Consider the following 14,211-nt stretch of genomic DNA (forward strand, 5'->3'; position numbering starts at 1 on the left):
CTCAGGACTTGCGATAGTCGGCGTCGAACGTCACTGTGACATCGTCCACCACCTTCATGGCTCCGAACATCTGCGAATACGGAGTGATCTTGTAATCCGATTGACGCACAGTGGTTTCCGACCCGATATGCCACCGATCGCCGAGGTCGGTGACGTTGACATCCACGGTGATCTCCCTCGACACGCCGTGTATCTCAGCCGTGCCTGCCAGCTGAAATCCAGCGTCGACGGCGGTGATCTCCGCCGAACGGAATCGAATCGATGGAAATCTGTCGGCGTCGAAGCTCTTGAGCGCGTTGGCTTTCACGACGATTTTCTCCGGTCCGATCAACGGTGTCAGTCCACCCTCGCCATGTACCACTTCGAGTGAGCTCACCTCGGCGGTCAGGGTGACCGCGGTAGGTGTGTCCCCCGACCACTCGACGCTCGCAGTCCAGGAGGTCATCGCAATCGTGAGGCGATGCCCCATCTTGGATGCTTTTCCTGCGACATCCGTCCGAACAGCCAACTGCCCGCCGTCCGTTGCGTCGAGCGTCCAGGTCTCGGTAGTCATGCCTCGACTGTATTCGTTCCGACCAGAAGCGGAGCTCGAGTGAACGGATTCGGCATATCTGCACCACAGTAACTACTGTTTGGACTCGGTTGGAGCTGCGTCGGCGATCATGTGCATTGCCGCGGTGGTGGAAAGCGTACGCACGCTTGCTCGGTCGCCGGGGAGTCGGAGTGTACGGGTGACGGTCGGTCGGTCGGCGGCGGCGATTGCGAAGCAGACAGTGCCGACTGGTTTGAGGTCGGTGCCACCCCCAGGTCCTGCGATGCCGCTGGTCGATACCGCGATATCGACGCCCAGTCTGCTCAACGCACCCTCTGCCATCAGTGCTGCCACCGGCTCGCTGACGGCGCCGTGTTCTTTGATGACCTCGGCCGCGACATCGAGAAGGCCAGTCTTCGCCTCGTTCGCGTAGGACACCACCGCGCCGATGACATACGCCGACGAGCCCGCGCGATCGGTGAGACGTGCGGCGATCATGCCACCTGTGCACGATTCCGCAGTGGCGATTCGATGGCCCGCCAGCCGAGTCGCGACGATGTCGTCGATGGTGGATCCGTCCGTCGAAAAGACCTGCGAGCCATGATGTTTGTCGATGAGAGTTGCGAGATCGCTGTACGCGGTTGCCGCGGACTCTGCGTATCGGGTCACCATTTCGAGCTCCCCGAGTCGCACGCACGTGGTGATCTCGAGATCGTCGAATCCCGTGATCTGGCGCTCTGCCGTCCGCAGCGTTGCGGCGATGTCGGCCTCGGACAGCCCGTATGCGCGAATGGTGTTCTGACGGATCTGTGCGCGTCGGGCCACGACTTCGGCGACCGGCGCGCTGTCGAGTGCCTCCGGCCACATTGCCTGCAGTTCGCGAGGCGGGCCGGGCAATATCAGAACCGCGGGCAGCGTCCCGGAGCCGTTGGCAGGTATCGCGATACCGGGGGCGGTTCCGGTCGGCGGAATGGAATGGGCACCTGCCGGAACCATTGCTTGCTTGCGAATACCTGCCCGCAGCGGCTCGAAGTCGGTTGCAGAACTGAGCCGGCTTCGCCATCGCTGCACGATTGCGTGGATTTGCTGCTCGAGTTCTTGGTCGAGGTGCAGTTCCCGGCCGTACAGAGCGGCAACGGTCGCCACGGTGAGATCGTCAGCGGTCGGGCCCAAGCCTCCGGTCGTGACGATCAAGTCGACGCGCTGATCCGCGAGAAATTGTAGTTGTGCGGTCAGGTCATCGGGCCGGTCAGCGCAGATCGTGATGTGCGCAACGTCAACTCCCATCTCCAGTAGTCGCTGGGCCACCCACGGGCCGTTCCTGTCGGTGACCCGACCAGCCAGAACTTCTGTTCCAGTGACCACCACACCCGCTCGCACAGTCATGCTGCGACCATACTGGCGACCGATAGATCGCTGCGGAGTCGCACCGGTATCCGGCAATGTGATTTCTGCTCGACCCTGCCGCTTGAACAGCTGCACTATCCAGCGGCATTGCTTCAAGCCCAGCAAAAAGCTCCACGATTCCGCATGCGGAATCGGCGGATCCTGTCACACGGTTGTCACAAGTACTGGCCTTTCAGGCCATTTCAGGTACGTGCAGATGAGCGATCGCCAACTCGAACTCTTCCACCTCGAGCAGCTGCGCACCAGACGCGCGTAATTCCGAAGTTGTGATGGTCTCGGACTTGTCCCTGTTGCCGCTCATCGCCAGGGCGGTGTCGAAGGTCATCGACGCCACGGCGCGACCGGCGGCAGGATCGACTAGCAGGCTGGCACTGCAGAACCCGTCGAGCTCCGCCATCGCGGGCAGGGACGCCGTCTTGTACACGTCGATGGCGCGGTCCAGGTGGCCGGGCTCGACCTCGAGCCACGTGACCCGCACACCGGCGCCACGGTGCGAGTGGTGGTCGCGGTGCAGAACGGCGATGTCCCACCGCGCAACGGTGATGGTGCCGTGGAAGACGTCGGCCGTGCTGTCGCGGAGCTGCAGGACGTGGCTTTCGCTCGCGCGAAGAGAATCCTCGTCCAGCCAGGAGCTGGTGGCAATGCACCGGCCGGAGCCGCGGTCGACCAGCAGGGACAATCCGGCGCAGCCGTCGATGCCGGCGAGCGCGGGCATTACGGTATCGCGGATGTGCGTAATCCCGACGTCGATGAACGACGGATGCGCATCAATGGTTGTAGAGCGTGCATACACGGTCGACACCCTTCAGCTCGGGCGGCGCCCGGCGGCGCCGACGGGTCAAACCCTTCCTCACTCACACTCCTCCACCGGGCAGCGGCGAGTCAACGGTCGCCAGGAATCGGTGACCACCGTTCCGCGCAGCGGCGGAGCTTTCACCGCTGCGCGGGATGTCGGTGTGGTCGCTACCGCTGCGCGGAGACCAGCATCGGCTCGTGCAGGTCGAAGTAGTCAATCTCGCCCATCAGTCGACCTTCTTCCTCGAACAGTGAGCGCAGATCGTCTGGCACCGTGACTTTCTCGTGCTCGCGGGCCTCGGACTCGTTGGTGAAGTACACGGCCTCGACGTAGTCGCCGTCGCCGTTGGAGGCGAACATGCCGCCGATGATCTCCGGTCGCACGCTGTGCAGGCGGTCGCCGGACTGGGTCAGTAGCTCACGCAGCCGGTCCGAGTCAGTGGTGTGCCCCTCCATGATCTGTACGAACCCCGCGTCGTCGGAGCCTCCGCCGAGCCACTCCATGGGATCCGGGCAGTCCATGAAGGACACCGGGCCGTCGAAGCATTGCTCCGTCTCGGCCCACCACGCCCCTTGCTCGGGACGCTCGCTGTTGCGCACGGCGTCCTCGTGCGACTCGAACCGCACCAAAAGGATGAACGTCCCGTCCTCGCGAATACCGGAGGTCGATCCCAGATAGCCGGTGGCCCCCGGCTGCAATTCCTCGGCCCAACGGTCCATACATCGGCGTAGCTGCCGCTCGTCGGAAACCTTCCCTTGAATGACTTGAACAAACATGGCCTTTTCTCCTCCCGCAGGGACGTCGTCCCCGCAGCGAACTCGCCAGTGGACGACCCGTCGCGGTCCACCGCCAGACCCGCCGACGGCCCGCGGCCGCAACCACTGCAGGACCGATCTTTCGCCGCCCCTGCTCGCGGCGCAAGGGGCACATACAGACGAATCGCCGACTCGGACAGCCGCGCGCGGAAGGGGCCGGAAGTATTGCGCGCCGGGACGTGGTCTGCGCCGGATCCGGCTCGTGCGGTCTGTCCGTGTCGTGTGGTTTGTACACCCAAGCGGAACAAATGGCGGCCAGCACCATCATCAGGCTCTGACCGCTCGGCGAGCTTTGTCAAAGATCCAGGCAAGAAGGTGCAATTTCGCCGTCGGATAGCGTCAACCGCATGGAACTGGTGACACTTGCTCTCGGGTCACCCCACGGGCGTTTCTTCTGCGCGAACGTCGCCTACAAGTGCAGCACCGACGCACGTGCGGCGGGCTTCAACCGTCCACAGACGACCGCTGATGCTCGTGAAGTGATCGAGGGGGTCGACATCAGCGCGATCTGGGAGCTGTCCGAGATGGACCTGCTCGAAGCGCTCGCGTACGACGCCGACCTCGTGCGGGCCTGGCAGCCACCGAACGACGACGTGAAGTTCGCTGACCCGCACGTCGTTGCAGCTCTACGTCCCATCGCTGCCGCCGTCCTGTCGTCGGAGCACACCACACGGTGGGGCGAGCCCGTGGACGTCGACAATCCTCGCCTCGTGGTACATGCGATGTCACCCGTCGAGTGGCGAAAGGGCATTCTGGCGAACGAAACGCAGTTCAGGGAGCGTCGAACTGCTGACCCCGACAGCGAGGTGGCCGGCGAATGGTGGTCCATCGCAATTTCGTTGTCCGACAACGAAGGATCGACGTTGCTGGGTGGGTGGGATCCCGATGCCACGTTCTGGCTGAATCCTGATGTGGTCGACATCGATGATGAACCGGCGCTGTGGCCATGACAGTCGACTTTTCGTGGTCGCAATTTCTCTGGATCGTCTTCATTTTCGTCGGCGTGCCCACGATATTCTGTGCACTCCTTCTCTGGGGTATGTCCTCGCAGCGGGAACAAGGCACGGGCACCGGTTGTCTCGGTTTGTGGGCCACTGGCACCCTCGCATTCGTGTTCGGATTCGCCTCGTGCGCCGGGTGGTTGAGCTGGTCGGCCAACCAGAGCGGCGAGTTCCGCGGACCCGGGCTGCCCGCGCCGAATCAGTTCCCGACGTGGCAGGTGGTCGCGTGTGGTGCGACGGTGGTGCTGCTGTGCTTCCTCGCCGCCTATTTGTCGCGCTGGGCCAAGACCGGAGGGTACGCGGCAGCATTGGGCACTACGGCCGGGTTCTCGACGGCGTTCTGTGTCGAGGCGAGTACGGACGTCACCGGCCAGTCAGGGGTCGGCGTGTTGCTGTGTGTGATCGGATGGGGGTTCAGCCTGAGCGTGCTGATGCTGATCCGCGGAATGGCGATGAAGCATGGGTGGAGGTGGCTCGCAGGCAAGCTGTGAGAGTAGGTCAGCCGCGCCACACCGACTTGTACTCGTACTCTTCAACGTAGAGCTGAGCAACACGTTCTCGACTCATTGGTATAGCAGCACCCAAACGCAATTGGTCGCGGAAGCGAAGGCGCCCTGCAATCCCAGTAGCTTTTGTGTGTACGTCTCAGCGTGGAGCCAGCCGCCACAACGAGGTGGTTTCGCGTGATCGCGCGGCGTGGAAGAGGTCGTCGGAGTCGCGGGCGCGGGCATGCGTCGGCGATGTGTCCGTTCGGCCGAGAACCTCGAGGCCCGCGCGGTCGATCGAGTCGAGTAGATCCTCTCGCGTGGCGAGCCCGAGGAGTTCAGCCAGATCGGAGATCACCAACCAGGCCTCGCCGCCGGGTTCGAGGTGTTTGCTGAGCCGATCGAGGAAGGCTCGCAGCATGCGGCTTCCTGGGTCGTAGATGGCGTGTTCGATACCCGAGGTCGGCTTGGTGGGAATCCACGGCGGATTGCACACCACCAGCGAAGCGCGTCCGGCAGGAAAGATGTCCGTGAGCTGCACGTCGACCCGGTCGGCGAAACCCAAGCGCTCGAGATTTGCGGTGGCGCACGCAACCGCCCGAGGGTCACGGTCCGTCGCGACGACGTGGGAGACACCGCGCTGCGCGAGGATGGCAGCCAGAACCCCTGTGCCGGTACCGATGTCGAACGCGGTGGTGATTCCCGTGGGAAGAGGAGCATCGGCGACGAGTTGCACGTACTCGCCACGCAGCGGCGAGAAGACACCGAAATGCGGTTCGATGCTGGCGCCCAGGGCGGGAATGTGAACACCTTTGCGTCGCCATTCGTGAGCGCCGATGAGACTGAGCAGCTCTCGAAGCGACAGCAATGACGGCATGGAGGTCTCGCCGTAGACCTCGGTGGCCGCGAGTCGGACGTCGGGAGCTCGGCCGTAATCCAGAACGTGGTTCGCATCGAGTTCGACGAGCAGCATCCCGAGGGTGCGCGCTCGCCGGGCCTGATCCTGGCGGTGCAGGTGAAAGTCCTCTGCAGGAGAGTCCGACGGCCGGCGCACCTTCGGCTGAGCTCGCCGGGTCAGCGCGGTCAACAGTTGGCGTGCATTATTGAAATCACCCCGCCACAGCAAGTACTCACCGGTCGACGCGCGCTTGTAGGCGACGTCGGCGGTGATGTCGTCACCGACGATATGAATGGTTTTCGGAGCCGGAGCGTTGTTCTCCGAACGCCACAGCGCCGAGCGTTCCTGGCCGTTCTCGGCCCACTTGACAGTCGTGCCCATCAGCTCTTCCCAGGTTCTCTTTCGGTTTGCTCCAGCACGACGTGTCTTCGGAAGAAGGGCCCTTGCAGGCGTCCCTTCGCTTCGAATCAGTCAACCACAATCAACGAGTTCGGCCTGCGTTTGTGCAGTTCAGGCCCGTGATCGCCATCGAATGTGCTTGCGAAGGGTGTCAACCAGCGACATTCGGGGCACACTGGAACTTCGTTCCCGATCCGCTCTACGAACAGGACACTGCATGCGTTTGATCACCCGGGCCGCTTTCGTCACCGCGGCGTCGATTCCGCTCGTTCTCGCAACCGCGGGCCCCGCGTCCGCCGCCGAGGCAACCGACGTCTCGTACGCATTCGATCTCGAGGGCCGGGCGCTCACCAACACCATCACCAACAACTCCGGCGGCGCATTGACGTGCACGACGACCGTTGCCCTCGCACCCGGTGGGGAGTTGCCACCTATCGAAGAGCTCAGTGACCAGACCCTTGCCGACCGCGGCGAGATACAGCCAGGCGTGAGCACGCAGACGCTGACGGACTTGCCCGACGGCACCTACGTCGCGTTGGCGACCTGCGTCGGGGTGGATCCGGGTTCGGCGCTGTGGGTCTCGAACTACCCCAACGTAGGCGAGGTGCTGGAACTCTTCCCGAACGAGTCCTTCGCCGTCGAGCAGGCATCGCCGGTCATCGTCGTGCCAGGTCAGGACGAGGCCGCGGTCGACGAGACCGCTACCGGCTTCGCTGCCCTGCCGACTGTGGACGAGCTCCTGTCGGATCTGCTGCGGCTACTGAACACCGGAAGCGCAAACTGAGTCGACCCGCAGATCGGTGACCGGCCCGGGCTCGAATCGTACGAACAGACGCCCACTTGTTTCGTCGGTGGAGACCCGGGCCCTCACGTCGTAGACGTTCGCGATCAGTTCCTCGGTCAACACGTCCGTCGGCCGCCCAGCTGCGACCACTCGGCCCTGCTTCATCACCAGCAGTTGATCGCAGAACATCGCCGCGAGATTGAGATCGTGCAGCGCGACGACGCTCGTGATGGGTAGTCGCGCCACCAGCGCGAGAATTTCGAGCTGGTGGTGAATATCGAGGTGGTTGGTCGGCTCGTCGAGGAGTAACTCGCGTGGCTCCTGAGCCAGCGCTCGGGCTATCTGCACACGCTGGCGTTCACCGCCGGAGAGCATGTGCCACTTGCGCTCCGCCTTCGTCGACAACCCCGTGTGCGCAAGAGCCGCATCGACGGCCGAGGCATCGCGTGTCGGGTCGCCGCCGAAGGTGCCTCGGTGAGGAATGCGGCCGAGTCGTACGACGTCGTGCACGCTGATGTCGATATCGGTATCGGCGTGCTGGCTGACCACAGCGACGGCGCGGGCGATGTCTCGTCTTCGCAGGGAGGTCAGGTCCTCCCCGTCCAGGGACACCATCCCGGACGTGGGTTTCACAGCGCCGCACATCAGATGTAGCAGCGAGGATTTGCCGGAGCCGTTGGGTCCGAGTAGGCCGACCATGTCGCCAGGACGAGGGTCGAGGGTGACACCGTCGACCACGAGTGAACCGCCGCGGTTCCACCGAACACTGTTCGCGCTCAACGTCATCGGACGTTCCTCCTGCGTGCCATGATCACGATGAACGCCGGAACACCGACCAGTGCCGTTCCGACACCGACCGGTAGCGGCGTCGGTGCGAACGCGACGCGGGACACCGCGTCGACCCACACCATGAAGATCGCTCCGATGATCGCTGTCGTCGGAATGAGTCGACTGTGCCTCGATCCGACCAGGAAGCGTGCGGCGTGGGGGAGTACCAGTCCGACGAAACCGATTGCGCCCGCGACACTGACCAGCGTCGCTGTGATCAGTGCCGTGATCATCAGTAGCGCTATGCGCACCTTGCGGACATCGATTCCGAGCGAGGAGGCGACATCGCTCCCGAACGAAAAGGAGTCGAGCACGAAGGCGTAGTGGAAGCAGACAAGAGCACCGATTCCGACGACGGTTGCACACAGCATCACGTCGTCCCATCGAACGCCTTCGAGCGAGCCGAGAAGCCAGAACATCACGCCTCGGGTCTCGTCGGAATCTGCGAAGGCGAAGATGACGAATGAGGTCAGCGCCGAAAACAACTGTGTGCTGGCGACGCCGGCCAGAATGACCCGGTCGTTGGTGCCGCCGGACAGGTGCGCGAGCAGTAGCACAAGCCCGAAGGCGACGAGGGCTCCGATGAATGCGCCGCCGGACAGACCCAGCGCTGCGCCCCCGACGCCCAGAACGCCGACGACGACGGCGCCCGTCGATGCGCCGGACGAGATTCCGAGCACGAACGGGTCGGCCAACGGGTTTCGCAGTAGTGATTGCATGATCGCTCCGCAAATTCCGAGTCCCACGCCGCAGGTCGCGGCGACCAGCGCCCGGGGGAGTCGTTCCTGCCACACGATGGCGTTCTTGGACACCCGAACCGGGATGTCTGCCAACCCAAGGTGGTTGAGCACGATGTCGCGCACGTTGACGAGTGAGATGTCGGCCGGCCCGAGTGTCATCGCCACGAGCACCGAGACGAGAAGAGCCGCGAATCCGGCCACGGTCAGTACGGTTCCCCGTACCCAGCGTGCTCTCTCGTTCGTGGCGTGAAGTGGGCGCTCCTCGCCGACGAGTGTGCCCGTCAGGAGACCGGACCCATCTCGCGGAGAGCGTCGGACAGCTTTTCGACGCCATCGACCGACCGGATCGACGGGTTCATCTCGGCGCCGTGCAGCGCGATGTATCGGTTTCCGCGAACCGCGGCCATCATGCTGGTGACGGGGTCGGATTCGAGAAACGCGATCTTGTCCGCCAGAAGGTCGCCGGGGAACCTGTTGCGGGCCAGATCGCCCAGCACGAGGACGTCCGGGTCACGATCGACGAGCGTTTCCCATCCCACTGCCGGCCAGTCTTCGACGGTGTCGGAGAAGACGTTGGTGGCGCCGACGGTGGTCGCGAGCAGGTTGGCGGATCCGAGTCCGCCTGCCACATAAGGGCTCTTGGTATCGGCGAACCAGAATGCCATCGATACATCCGAGTTTTCGAGATCGGCAGTGGCCGAATCCATTCGAGCCTTCAGTTCTTCGACGAACTCCGCGCCCCGGTCGTTGACGTCGAAGATCGCGGCGAGCTCGCTGATCTCCCGGTACAGCTCGTCCATGGTCAGCGCGGTGGTGCGCTTGTTTCCACCGTTGACACTGACCCCGTTGTCGCAGTCGGTGGGGGATAGGTAGCTACCGGTTCCGGTCTCGGCGAACCGGGCACGGTCTGCGACACCACCCTGCTTGAAATGCCGACCGAACGATGCCGTGACGAAGTCCGGGTCGCTGCCCAGCACGACCTCGTAGGTGGGTGCGTTGTCGGCCAGGCGCGGCACCGTCTCGTTGGCGTCGGCGAGATTCTCGCGTACCGGATCCGTCCATGACGCGCTACCGATAAGCCTGTCCTCGAGTCCCAGTGACAGCAGAATCTCGGTGGAGTTCTGATCGAGGGACACCACGCGCTGAGGTGGGGCATCGACTGTGACCGACTCGCCACAGTTGTCGATCGTGAGCGGGTAGGTTGTGCCGCCGTCGGTGGTGGCCACCACCTCGTCGGTGACGGTCTCGGATGCACCGCAGGCCACGAGTGAGGCGGTTGTGACGGCAGTGAGAGCAATCAGTGCTGCTCGATTGCGAGTACGACGCACGGAGGTGTCCTTCTTCGAAAGCGGATGGAGAGCAAGCCTGCGCACGGAGGCGCAAAGACGTGAATCGTAACTCAGTGCAGGCTTACCTACTAAATCATGTGCTGTACCAGAGTCTTGACATGCAAGCGTGTGCTTGCCTATGGTTGAAAACCATGGCAGAGCAACCTGGAGCTGCCGAACTGTTCAAGGCGTTGTCGGATCCGACCCGTCGGGTGATTCTGGACGAGTTGGTCGAGCGAGACGAGCAGACATTGTTCGAACTCTGCTCCCGGCTCGCTACCAAACACGGCTTGTCATCCTCGCGGCAAGCGGTGTCGCAGCATCTGGACGTGCTCGAGGCCGCAGGGCTCGTCCGCGCAGAACGCAGGGGGCGCTACAAGTTTCACTTCATCGACACCGGACCACTGGCTCGCATCGTCGAGCGGTGGCCGACACCGGACTCGGGCAAGGAGCACCCATGAAGATCTACATCACCAGCCTTTTCGTCGACGACCAGGACAAAGCCCTCGACTTCTACACAAGTGTCCTAGGGTTCGTGAAGAAGCACGAAATTCCACTGGGAGAACACAAGTGGCTCACCCTCGTGAGTCCGGGAAACGAGGACGGACCCGAACTCGGACTCGAACCCGCTGAGCACCCTGCCGTCAAGCCGTTCCGTGACGCCCTGATGGCCGACGGCATACCGGCCACATCCTTTGCAGTCGACGATGTGAAGACCGAATACGAACGCCTGGTGGGCCGCGGCGTCGTATTCACTCAGAAGCCGACGGACATGGGCCCGGTATCGGTCGCGACCTTCGACGACACCTGCGGAAACCTGATTCAAATCTCCAGCTACTCGGGCTGAGCGAGCTCGAGCAGAGTCAGTTCGTCAGGACTGCTTTCAGGAACGCCTGGGTACGTTCCTTCTGCGGACGGGTGAAGATGTCCTCCGGAGTGCCCTCCTCGAGGATGCGGCCGTTGTCGAACACGAGAACCCTGTCTGCGACGTCGCGGGCGAACCCCATCTCGTGGGTGACGATCAGCATCGTGATGTCAGTGGTCTCGGCGATCTTGCGCAGAACATCGAGCACGTCGGCAACGAGTTCGGGGTCCAGCGCCGACGTCACCTCGTCGAGCAGCAGGATGTCCGGGTCCATTGCCAGTGCGCGCGCGATGGCGACACGTTGTTGCTGGCCACCCGACAACTTGGTGGGGTGAGCGTTCTCCTTGTCCGCGAGCCCGACCGTCTGCAGTAGCTCGCGGGCACGCGCGGTGGCCTCGGCCTTGCTCTTGCCGAGCACGTGGACCGGTGCCTCGGTGATGTTCTCGATGACAGTCATGTTGGGAAAGAGGTTGAACTGCTGAAAGACCATCCCGATCTTCGTGCGAACCGCCCGAAGATGCTTCTCGGACGCGACGACGAGCTTGTCGCCCTTGTACTGATGGCTCAGAGGCTCGTCCTCGACCCAGATGACGCCACCGTTCACCTTCTCGATGGTCATCAGCAGGCGCAGAATGGTGGTCTTACCGGAACCACTCGGGCCGATGAGCGCAACGCGTTCACCGCGATCGACTCGAAAGTCGAGATGGTCCAGCACGACGTGGTCGCCGAACTGCTTGACCACCTTGTCGAACACGATCATCGGCTTGTTCGCCGAACCGTCAGTAGGCAAGGTTCTTCTCCAGTCTTCTGATAAGAATCGACGTCGGGTAGCTCGCAAGCAGGAAGATGACGCCCGCCATGGTGATGGGCTCCAAATACTGGAACGTGCGAGCCCCGTACTGCTGCGCCGCGGTCACCATCTCGACGACGGTGATGGCGAACAGGAACGGCGTGTCCTTGAACATCGAGATCGCGTAATTTCCCAGCGCTGGCACGGTATTGCGGATCGCCTGAGGCAGTACGACCCCGCGCCACGTTCGTGTGGTGGGAAGCGACAGTGCCCGCGCTGCTTCCCACTGACCCGGTGGGACAGCGTCGATACCTGCGCGGTAGACCTCGGCCATGTAGGTCGAATAGTGGATACCGAGGACCGCGATACCGATCTGCAAGGCGGAGAACTGCGGCAACAGGTAGTACGCGAAGAGTAGCTGCACCACCAACGGCGTGAGCCGGATGAACTCGCTCGCCATCCTGAGCGGGATGGTGACGAACTTCGGGCCCGCATGGCGCAGGACCGCGATGACCAGACCCAATGTCGCGGCCAGAATGAAGCCGAGAACCGTGGCGAGCAGGGTGATCTTGAATCCCTCGAGGAGGAACGGAATGGAATCGAATGCGCGCTCCCAGCTCCAGTCGACGCTCATCGGCCCACTCCCACATTCTGGTCGACGCGTTCGGGCCGCAGACTCAGAACCTGCCGAAGTGACGGTCCGCTACCGAGCTTGCTCTTGGCGCGTACCTCGACGACATTCATGAACAGGGTCAGCACGTAGGCGATGATGAAGTACAGAACGAGTCCGATTCCGAACGCGAACAGCGTGTCACCCGTGCCGCGTCGCAGTTGTTCGATCTGATATGTGAGGTCTTGGAGGAGAACGAAACTCGCGAGTGCGCTGCCCTTGAGCAGCTGAATCAGCAGGTTCGTCAAAGGCGGGATCATCTGCACCCAGGCCTGGGGAAACACCACCCGATGCAGCCGCTGCCAAGGTGAGAAGTTCAGTGCCAGTGCAGCTTCCCACTGCGGGGCCGGTACTGCGCTGATCGATCCGCGCACGACCTCGGCCCCGTAGGCGCCGTAATTCAGTCCGAGTGCAAGGATCGCGCAGAACGTCGGGTCCAGTTGATAGCCAAACAGAGGAAGAACGTAGAACAGCCAGAACAGCTGTACCAACAGCGATGTGCCGCGGAAGAACTCGACCACAACGCGGGCGGGTGCCCGCACGTACATGTGTCGATTACCCGCTGCCAGCCCGAGGGTGAGCGCAAGCACCAACGCAAGTAGCGCGCCGCCAAGAGTTAGGTAAACAGTGGTGAGAATGCCTTCCTGGATCCGCGGCCACGAATCCAGGAAGGCCTCGATATTGTCGTTCACAGTGTCGGTTCAGTCGCTCTCGGTTCAGTCGCCCAGATGATCAAGCGTCGCCTTCGCAGAGCTGAGCGGTGGTGAGCGAGGGGTCGGGAAGCTCCTCGGCGGTGAAACCGAACTCGCCCACGATCGAGAGGTAGGTGTCGGTGTCTGCGGTAATCTTCGCCAGTTCCTCGTTGTAAGCCTCGAGCAGTTCTGCATCGTCGGTGCGGAACACCGTTGCGCCTGCCCCGACCTGTGGCTTCCCGTCGATCACTGCGACGAAGGACTCGGTGACGTCGACGGGCGCCTCAGGATTGTTGGCTTTCATCCAGTTGAGCGAGATCGCCGTCAGTGCGAAGACGTCGGCGCGGCCCGAGGTGACAGCGTCCATTCCGTCCTGCGGGGTCGACACCTGCGTCGAGTCGATGCCGAGCGAAGTGGCGTAGTCCGATTCGATTGCGCCGGTCATCGTTGCCAGCCGCAGGCCGCTGTCGGCGACGGACTGCATGTCGGTCAGGTTGGCGGGATTGCCCGTCGGCACCATCAGGGCGGTCGTGTAGTTGAACTCCGGGTCGCCGAACGCGGCCTGCTCGCAGCGCTGCGGAAGAATCGACATGCCCGCACTGACCACGTCGAATCTGTTGGCTTGCAGGCCGGGAATCAGTGCGCCGAAGTCCGCATTGACGCCCTCGATCGTGTCGATGCCGAGGTTGCCGAAAATCTCGCGATGCAAAGCGACTGTTGCGCCGGTCAATTCACCGTTCTCTTCGAAGCTGTAGGGCGCTTCGCCTGCGAATCCCACGGTGATGGTTCCGGCGTCCTGCAATGCCTGCAGCTGGGTTTGTCCGCTGTCTGTGTCGTCCGTGGACGTGCATCCGGCGAGGGAGGCGGCCACGAGGGACGCACCTGCAAGCGAAGCGGCGATCTTCTTGTTCGAAACGTTGAGCAGCACTGAGAGTGCCATGGGCGATGCCTTCCGGTCACTGTTCGATGGAGGCGCAGAACGAAAGTTCCGCATACCGCGTTGGCCCCGGCCGGCAAGCGCCGTGGCTACTTTCGGATGCCTTTCTCGACACTTTGTACGATTGTTCGGATCCAAATGAACCTAACACGGCAAACCGTAGCCGGGGAGTCGGATTGCGCTCTTCGCGTGTGCCTATCGCGTTTCGATAGGTCGCAACGCCTGCCCATCAGTGTCGTCGACA

General features: G+C 62.9%; 17 protein-coding genes. 5 read left to right on the forward strand and 12 right to left on the reverse strand.

The annotated features are described in order from the left end of the window. Position 1: 1 nt before the first annotated feature. From KVY23_RS05750 to KVY23_RS05765, 4 genes are all read right to left on the reverse strand, one after another. Positions 2–553, reverse strand: a complete 552-nt coding sequence (locus tag KVY23_RS05750) for a YceI family protein (RefSeq protein ID WP_230555658.1) — start codon at positions 551–553, stop codon at positions 2–4. A 72-nt stretch (positions 554–625) separates the two neighbouring features. Continuing rightward, entirely contained in the window at positions 626–1,918 is a 1,293-nt protein-coding gene (locus KVY23_RS05755; protein WP_230555659.1) for a competence/damage-inducible protein A, read from the reverse strand. A 193-nt stretch (positions 1,919–2,111) separates the two neighbouring features. Continuing rightward, positions 2,112–2,741: a hypothetical protein gene (locus tag KVY23_RS05760; protein ID WP_230555660.1), complete on the reverse strand. Its 630-nt coding sequence runs from the start codon at positions 2,739–2,741 to the stop codon at positions 2,112–2,114. 161 nt (positions 2,742–2,902) lie between these two features. After that, positions 2,903–3,511: a hypothetical protein gene (locus KVY23_RS05765; protein WP_230555661.1), complete on the reverse strand. Its 609-nt coding sequence runs from the start codon at positions 3,509–3,511 to the stop codon at positions 2,903–2,905. Positions 3,512–3,897: 386 nt separating this feature from the next. On the opposite strand from KVY23_RS05765, the gene KVY23_RS05770 reads away from it, so the two are divergent. Then, entirely contained in the window at positions 3,898–4,500 is a 603-nt protein-coding gene (locus KVY23_RS05770) for a hypothetical protein (protein WP_230555662.1), read from the forward strand. After that, a complete protein-coding gene (locus tag KVY23_RS05775; protein ID WP_230555663.1) occupies positions 4,497–5,042 on the forward strand; it encodes a hypothetical protein in 546 nt (181 codons plus the stop codon). The genes KVY23_RS05770 and KVY23_RS05775 overlap by 4 nt, the downstream gene beginning before the upstream one ends. Positions 5,043–5,196: 154 nt before the next feature. On the opposite strand, the gene KVY23_RS05780 is transcribed toward KVY23_RS05775, so the two are convergent. Then, positions 5,197–6,315 carry a class I SAM-dependent methyltransferase gene (locus KVY23_RS05780; protein ID WP_206508612.1) on the reverse strand — a complete coding sequence of 373 codons (1,119 nt, stop codon included), beginning with the start codon at positions 6,313–6,315 and terminating at the stop codon, positions 5,197–5,199. Positions 6,316–6,550: 235 nt separating this feature from the next. On the opposite strand from KVY23_RS05780, the gene KVY23_RS05785 reads away from it, so the two are divergent. Next, the gene (locus KVY23_RS05785) at positions 6,551–7,117 is read left to right on the forward strand and encodes a hypothetical protein (RefSeq protein WP_075840668.1); all 567 of its coding nucleotides are present in this window, start codon (positions 6,551–6,553) and stop codon (positions 7,115–7,117) included. Here the strand turns inward: KVY23_RS05785 and KVY23_RS05790 are convergent. From KVY23_RS05790 to KVY23_RS05800, 3 genes are all read right to left on the reverse strand, one after another. After that, complete coding sequence (locus tag KVY23_RS05790) at positions 7,091–7,903, reverse strand: ABC transporter ATP-binding protein (RefSeq protein ID WP_230555664.1); 813 nt, start codon at positions 7,901–7,903, stop codon at positions 7,091–7,093. The genes KVY23_RS05785 and KVY23_RS05790 overlap by 27 nt on opposite strands. Continuing rightward, a complete protein-coding gene (locus KVY23_RS05795; protein WP_268994792.1) occupies positions 7,900–8,892 on the reverse strand; it encodes an iron chelate uptake ABC transporter family permease subunit in 993 nt (330 codons plus the stop codon). Before KVY23_RS05795 ends, KVY23_RS05790 begins: the two co-directional genes overlap by 4 nt. A gap of 74 nt (positions 8,893–8,966) precedes the next feature. After that, entirely contained in the window at positions 8,967–10,013 is a 1,047-nt protein-coding gene (locus KVY23_RS05800; protein ID WP_230555665.1) for an ABC transporter substrate-binding protein, read from the reverse strand. Between the two features lie 152 nt (positions 10,014–10,165). Here KVY23_RS05800 and KVY23_RS05805 point away from each other — a divergent pair, with 152 nt between their 5' ends. Next, the gene (locus KVY23_RS05805; protein WP_075840669.1) at positions 10,166–10,474 is read left to right on the forward strand and encodes a helix-turn-helix transcriptional regulator; all 309 of its coding nucleotides are present in this window, start codon (positions 10,166–10,168) and stop codon (positions 10,472–10,474) included. Further along, a complete protein-coding gene (locus tag KVY23_RS05810; protein WP_075840670.1) occupies positions 10,471–10,860 on the forward strand; it encodes a VOC family protein in 390 nt (129 codons plus the stop codon). Before KVY23_RS05805 ends, KVY23_RS05810 begins: the two co-directional genes overlap by 4 nt. Positions 10,861–10,876: 16 nt before the next feature. On the opposite strand, the gene ehuA is transcribed toward KVY23_RS05810, so the two are convergent. The 4 genes from ehuA to KVY23_RS05830 are packed head-to-tail and all read right to left on the reverse strand — an operon-like array spanning position 10,877 to position 13,970. Further along, positions 10,877–11,638 carry an ectoine/hydroxyectoine ABC transporter ATP-binding protein EhuA gene (gene ehuA, locus KVY23_RS05815; protein ID WP_206508675.1) on the reverse strand — a complete coding sequence of 254 codons (762 nt, stop codon included), beginning with the start codon at positions 11,636–11,638 and terminating at the stop codon, positions 10,877–10,879. A 19-nt stretch (positions 11,639–11,657) separates the two neighbouring features. After that, positions 11,658–12,302 (reverse strand): ectoine/hydroxyectoine ABC transporter permease subunit EhuD, encoded by a 645-nt coding sequence (gene ehuD, locus KVY23_RS05820; RefSeq protein ID WP_075840439.1) that lies wholly within the window; start codon positions 12,300–12,302, stop codon positions 11,658–11,660. Further along, positions 12,299–13,030 carry an ectoine/hydroxyectoine ABC transporter permease subunit EhuC gene (gene ehuC, locus KVY23_RS05825; RefSeq protein ID WP_075840440.1) on the reverse strand — a complete coding sequence of 244 codons (732 nt, stop codon included), beginning with the start codon at positions 13,028–13,030 and terminating at the stop codon, positions 12,299–12,301. The genes ehuD and ehuC overlap by 4 nt, the downstream gene beginning before the upstream one ends. A 40-nt stretch (positions 13,031–13,070) precedes the next feature. Continuing rightward, complete coding sequence (locus KVY23_RS05830; protein WP_230555666.1) at positions 13,071–13,970, reverse strand: ectoine/hydroxyectoine ABC transporter substrate-binding protein EhuB; 900 nt, start codon at positions 13,968–13,970, stop codon at positions 13,071–13,073. Between the last annotated feature and the right edge of the window lie 241 nt (positions 13,971–14,211).

Origin of the sequence: Rhodococcus sp. I2R (assembly GCF_020889545.1) — a bacterium.
Lineage (GTDB): Bacteria > Actinomycetota > Actinomycetes > Mycobacteriales > Mycobacteriaceae > Rhodococcoides.

What these genes read in the sequence shown, in the direction of transcription:
- KVY23_RS05750 (WP_230555658.1), bottom strand. Translation starts at nt 553, where the DNA reads ATGACTACCGAGACCTGGACGCTCGACGCAACGGACGGCGGGCAGTTG.
- KVY23_RS05755 (WP_230555659.1), bottom strand. Translation starts at nt 1,918, where the DNA reads ATGACTGTGCGAGCGGGTGTGGTGGTCACTGGAACAGAAGTTCTGGCT.
- KVY23_RS05765 (WP_230555661.1), bottom strand. Translation starts at nt 3,511, where the DNA reads ATGTTTGTTCAAGTCATTCAAGGGAAGGTTTCCGACGAGCGGCAGCTA.
- KVY23_RS05770 (WP_230555662.1), top strand. Translation starts at nt 3,898, where the DNA reads ATGGAACTGGTGACACTTGCTCTCGGGTCACCCCACGGGCGTTTCTTC.
- KVY23_RS05775 (WP_230555663.1), top strand. Translation starts at nt 4,497, where the DNA reads ATGACAGTCGACTTTTCGTGGTCGCAATTTCTCTGGATCGTCTTCATT.
- KVY23_RS05780 (WP_206508612.1), bottom strand. Translation starts at nt 6,315, where the DNA reads ATGGGCACGACTGTCAAGTGGGCCGAGAACGGCCAGGAACGCTCGGCG.
- KVY23_RS05785 (WP_075840668.1), top strand. Translation starts at nt 6,551, where the DNA reads ATGCGTTTGATCACCCGGGCCGCTTTCGTCACCGCGGCGTCGATTCCG.
- KVY23_RS05790 (WP_230555664.1), bottom strand. Translation starts at nt 7,903, where the DNA reads ATGACGTTGAGCGCGAACAGTGTTCGGTGGAACCGCGGCGGTTCACTC.
- KVY23_RS05805 (WP_075840669.1), top strand. Translation starts at nt 10,166, where the DNA reads ATGGCAGAGCAACCTGGAGCTGCCGAACTGTTCAAGGCGTTGTCGGAT.
- KVY23_RS05810 (WP_075840670.1), top strand. Translation starts at nt 10,471, where the DNA reads ATGAAGATCTACATCACCAGCCTTTTCGTCGACGACCAGGACAAAGCC.
- ehuA (WP_206508675.1), bottom strand. Translation starts at nt 11,638, where the DNA reads ATGATCGTGTTCGACAAGGTGGTCAAGCAGTTCGGCGACCACGTCGTG.
- ehuD (WP_075840439.1), bottom strand. Translation starts at nt 12,302, where the DNA reads ATGAGCGTCGACTGGAGCTGGGAGCGCGCATTCGATTCCATTCCGTTC.
- KVY23_RS05830 (WP_230555666.1), bottom strand. Translation starts at nt 13,970, where the DNA reads ATGGCACTCTCAGTGCTGCTCAACGTTTCGAACAAGAAGATCGCCGCT.